The sequence below is a fragment of the Hymenobacter coccineus genome (assembly GCF_001816125.1).
Taxonomy (GTDB): Bacteria; Bacteroidota; Bacteroidia; order Cytophagales; family Hymenobacteraceae; genus Hymenobacter; species Hymenobacter coccineus.
In genome coordinates, this window is the sequence record NZ_MDZA01000200.1 from 1 (window position 1) to 3812 (window position 3812).

The window sequence follows — 3812 nt, forward strand, 5'->3', positions numbered from 1 at the left end:
GTAGGCCAGCCGGGCGCGGGGGCACCACGAAGCCCTCCACCCAGCGCCAGGCGCGCTGCACGGCGGCCGGCCCACCACCTCGGGCGTTTCCGTGAACAGCTCGTGGGCGTCGTACACCAGCGGCTGGCCGCCCAGGCGGGCCCGCAGCCACACGGGCAGGGCCGTGTCGAGGTCCACGGCGCACCAGGCGTCGGCGCGCCGGCGCAGCAGGTGCAGCAGCAGGCGCAGGTTGTACTCCAGGTAGAACAGCTTGCCCGTTTGGAACCAGCCGCGCAGGCGGTGCTGGCGGTAGTGCTGGGCCGGCAGGGGCCCCGAGGCGGGCCGCGCCCATCCCACCAATTCTACCTGGTAGCCAGCGGCTTGTAAGCTGCCGCAGATGCGCTGCATGCGCTGGTCGTGCACCAAATCGGTGGTGGCGGCGAAGAGCAGCCGGGGCCCGGGGGAAGGCCGCCGCGGTGGTGGCTGATTTTTTCCCAGCGGCATCATATTTTTGGTGGTAATTTGGCCAAACTTACGTCTGCGCGGGTTGTGCCGCACGGGGCCCTATTTCTATTTCCTATCCGCTCGTGTTTATGTCGCCTTCCCACACGGTTCAGCCGCCCACGCCCGTCGTTCCTCCGTTGCCCGCGCTGTTCGACCAGCTGGGGCAGTCGTACGTGCTGGCCGACCGCCAGGGGCTGGTGGCAGACGTGAACGCGACGTTCCTGGCCCTCACCGGCTACGAGCGGGCGCAGGTGCTGGGACGCTCGTTTTACCGCCTGTTTGTGCCGCCCAGCGAGCGAGCCGCCCGCGAACAGGCCCACCAGGACTACGTGCAGCGCGAGCGCCTCGACGACCGCCTGGAGTGCGCCGTGCTCACGCGCGCCGGCTACGTGCGCTTGCTGCGCTGGCAGGGCGGCTTCGCCCGCGACGCCGGCGGCCAGGTGACGGGCCTCTGGCTGGCGGGCCAGGAAATTGCCGACCGCAGCGGCCCCCCGCCCGCGCTGGCCGGCCACGACGCTCGCACTTGCAGGAGTTCCTCGACAACGCCCAGGACTTGGTGATGCACCTGAGCGCCGAGAATAACTTACTCTTCGTGAACAAGGCCTGGAAGGAAAAGCTCGGCTACACCGACGCCGACCTGGCCAACCGCTCCCTCACCGACGTGGTGCACCCCTACTACAAGGCCAAGCTGCTCTACCAGCTGCGCAACTTGTACGAAGGCGAGCCGGTGAACAAAATTGAGACCGTGTTCCTCACCAGCACCGGCAAGCCGGTGCACCTCATCGGCAGCCTCAGCGCCGTGCGCGAGCCCGGCCAGCCGGTGAGTGGCCACGCCATCCTGCACGACATCACCGACCGCATCAAGGCCGAGCGCCTGCAAAAGGTGTACTACAGCATCGCCAACCTGGCCATCAGCGCCAAGGATTTGGCCGCCCTCTACGGGGCCATCCACCGCGAGCTGAGCAAGATCATCGAAACCAGCAACCTGTTCATTGCCCTCTGCGACGACGCCCGCACCGAGCTGCAGTTTGCCTACTACGTCGACCAGCACCCCCAGCCCCGGGCCCACGCCCCGCGCCCGTTCTCGTCGGGCCTCTCGGAGTACGTCATCCGCGGCGGGCAGCCCCGCTACATCACCCGGGCCGAGATGCAGCAGCTGGTGCAAAACGGCACCATCACGGCCTTCGGGCTGATGCCGGAGGTGATGCTGGCCTCGCCGTTGAGCGTGGGCGAGCGCATCATCGGGGTGCTGGCCGTGCAGGACTACCACCGCCCCGACGCCTACGCGCCCGGCGACCTGGACGTGCTCCACTTCATCTCGAACCAGGTGGCGCTGGCCATCGAGCGCAAGCGCAACGAGGAGCAGATCCAGCGCCAAAACGCGCGCCTGAACGCCATTTTTGAGAGCGGCTCGCACCTGATGTGGACCGTGGACGGGCGCGGCCGCCTGGCCTCGTTCAACCGCAACTACGGGGCCTACTTCCTGCGCCGCAACGGGGCCCCGCCACCCGCGGCCTCGACCTGCGCGTGGCCGACCTGGCCCGCATGGACGACGAGCCCCGCTCGACCTTCACGCAGTACTACCAGCTGGCCGAAACCGGGCAGCCCCAGCGCTTTGAGGTGCGCCTGCGCGACTTGCGCGGCCGCGACCTCTGGATTGAGGTGCACCTGAACCCGATTTACCTCGGCGACGGCTCGTTTGAGGAAATCTCGGCCATTGCCCACGACATCACCGAGCAGAAGCGGGCCCAGCTGGCCCTGGAGGCGCAGGAGGAGAAGTTTCGCTCCATTTTCGAGTCGTTCCAGGACGTGTACTACCGCACTGACGAGGCGGGCCTGCTCACCATCGTCAGCCCCTCGGTGCGCGAGGTGCTGGGCTACGAGCCCCACGAGGTGCTGGGCCGCCCGGTGCAGGATTTCTTCTACGAAGCCACCACCACCGACCGCCTGGCCAGCTTGGTGGAGCACACCGGCAGCCTGCGCAACTTTGAAACCGCTATGCGCCACCGCGCCGGCCACCCGGTAAGTGTGCTCATCAACGCCCGCCAGGCCCTGCAGGGGGCCCCCGGCAGCGAGGGCATTGCCCGCGACGTGACCGAGCTGCACCAGATGCAGGACGACCTGCGCACCGCCAAGGAAACGGCCGAGGCCGCCCTGGAGGCCAAAACGCAGTTTCTGGCCAACATGAGCCACGAGTTGCGCACGCCCATGAACGGCATCATCGGCATGATTGATCTGCTGAACCAAACGGTAAACACCGACGAGCAGCGTGAGTACGTAGAGACGCTGCGCAAGAGCAGCGACGCGTTGCTCACCATCCTCAACGACATTCTCGACCTGAGTAAGATTCAAGCGGGCAAGATGCGCCTGCAGGAAGGTGCCCTGGAGCTGAAGGCGGTGCTTGAGCGCATCCGTTCACTCTTCTTGTACCGGGCCGAGCAGAAGCGCCTCATCTTCACCTACCACATCACGCCCCACACGCCGCGCTTCGTGGTAACGGACGAGGTACGCCTGCTGCAAATTCTCTCCAACCTGGTAGCCAATGCTCTCAAGTTCACCAACGAGGGCACAGTGAGCGTGGTGGTATCGTCGGTGGCCACGACGGCGACTACCACACCGTGCGCTTCGCAGTGCAGGACTCGGGCATCGGCATTTCGCCTGACGATGCGTCACGGCTGTTCACCAACTTCACTCAGCTCGATACCACTTCTAGTAAGACCTACGGCGGTACGGGGCTAGGGCTTGCCATCAGTCGCCAGCTGGCCGAGCTGCTGGGCGGCGAAATCGGCGTGTTTTCCGACACCGGCCAGGGCAGCGTGTTCTGGTTTACCATCCGCTGCCGCCAAGCCGAATTTGAAGACCTGCCCGTGCATTTGCCTGAGCCCGAAGGTCCCGTGCAGGTATTTCTCACCCCGCCCCATATCCTGCTCGTCGACGACAATCCCATCAACCAAAAAGTAGGCCAGCGCCTGCTGCACAAGTTGGGCTGCGTGGTGGACGTGGCCACCGATGGCCCCGACGCCATCGCCCAGGCCACGGCATTGGGGGCCAACTACGACCTGATTTTTATGGACATCCAGATGCCCGACATGGACGGCATCACGGCTACCCGCGAAATTCGGGAGCACCTGGGCACCGGCTGCCGCCCGTGGTGGCCATGACGGCCTACTCAATGCAGGAAGACGCCAGCCGCTTCATGCGCCAGGGCATGGACGACTACGTGGGCAAGCCCGTGAAAACACAGCGCCTGAACGAGGTGCTGCACCGCTGGGTGCGCCCCCGCCCACCCCGGCGCACCGTACGCCCCCGCCGGGGCCCCCGAGCCCTCT

4 protein-coding genes and 1 pseudogene are annotated in these 3812 nt (G+C 66.2%); 4 read left to right on the plus strand and 1 reads right to left on the minus strand.

Annotation, left to right across the window (positions count from 1 at the left end; translation table 11 throughout):
* The coding region (locus BEN49_RS12425) for a glycosyltransferase (protein ID WP_498366035.1) at positions 1-486 on the minus strand (486 nt) is incomplete at its 3' end.
* A gap of 86 nt (positions 487-572) precedes the next feature.
* Here BEN49_RS12425 and BEN49_RS26915 point away from each other — a divergent pair.
* The 4 genes and pseudogenes from BEN49_RS26915 to BEN49_RS12440 all read left to right on the plus strand — a co-directional run bounded on the left by BEN49_RS26915 (position 573) and on the right by BEN49_RS12440 (position 3644).
* The gene (locus tag BEN49_RS26915; protein WP_070743898.1) at positions 573-1043 is read left to right on the plus strand and encodes a PAS domain-containing protein; all 471 of its coding nucleotides are present in this window, start codon (positions 573-575) and stop codon (positions 1041-1043) included.
* The gene (locus BEN49_RS25675) at positions 1007-2155 is read left to right on the plus strand and encodes a GAF domain-containing protein (RefSeq protein ID WP_158022888.1); all 1149 of its coding nucleotides are present in this window, start codon (positions 1007-1009) and stop codon (positions 2153-2155) included. Before BEN49_RS26915 ends, BEN49_RS25675 begins: the two co-directional genes overlap by 37 nt.
* A pseudogene (locus tag BEN49_RS29530) lies at positions 2071-2781 on the plus strand (PAS domain S-box protein); the annotation flags it as partial. The gene BEN49_RS25675 and the pseudogene BEN49_RS29530, both read left to right, overlap by 85 nt.
* Positions 2782-3101: 320 nt before the next feature.
* Entirely contained in the window at positions 3102-3644 is a 543-nt protein-coding gene (locus BEN49_RS12440) for an ATP-binding protein (protein WP_125916820.1), read from the plus strand.
* Positions 3645-3812 lie beyond the last annotated feature (168 nt).

What these genes read in the sequence shown, in the direction of transcription:
- BEN49_RS26915 (WP_070743898.1), top strand. Translation starts at nt 573, where the DNA reads ATGTCGCCTTCCCACACGGTTCAGCCGCCCACGCCCGTCGTTCCTCCG.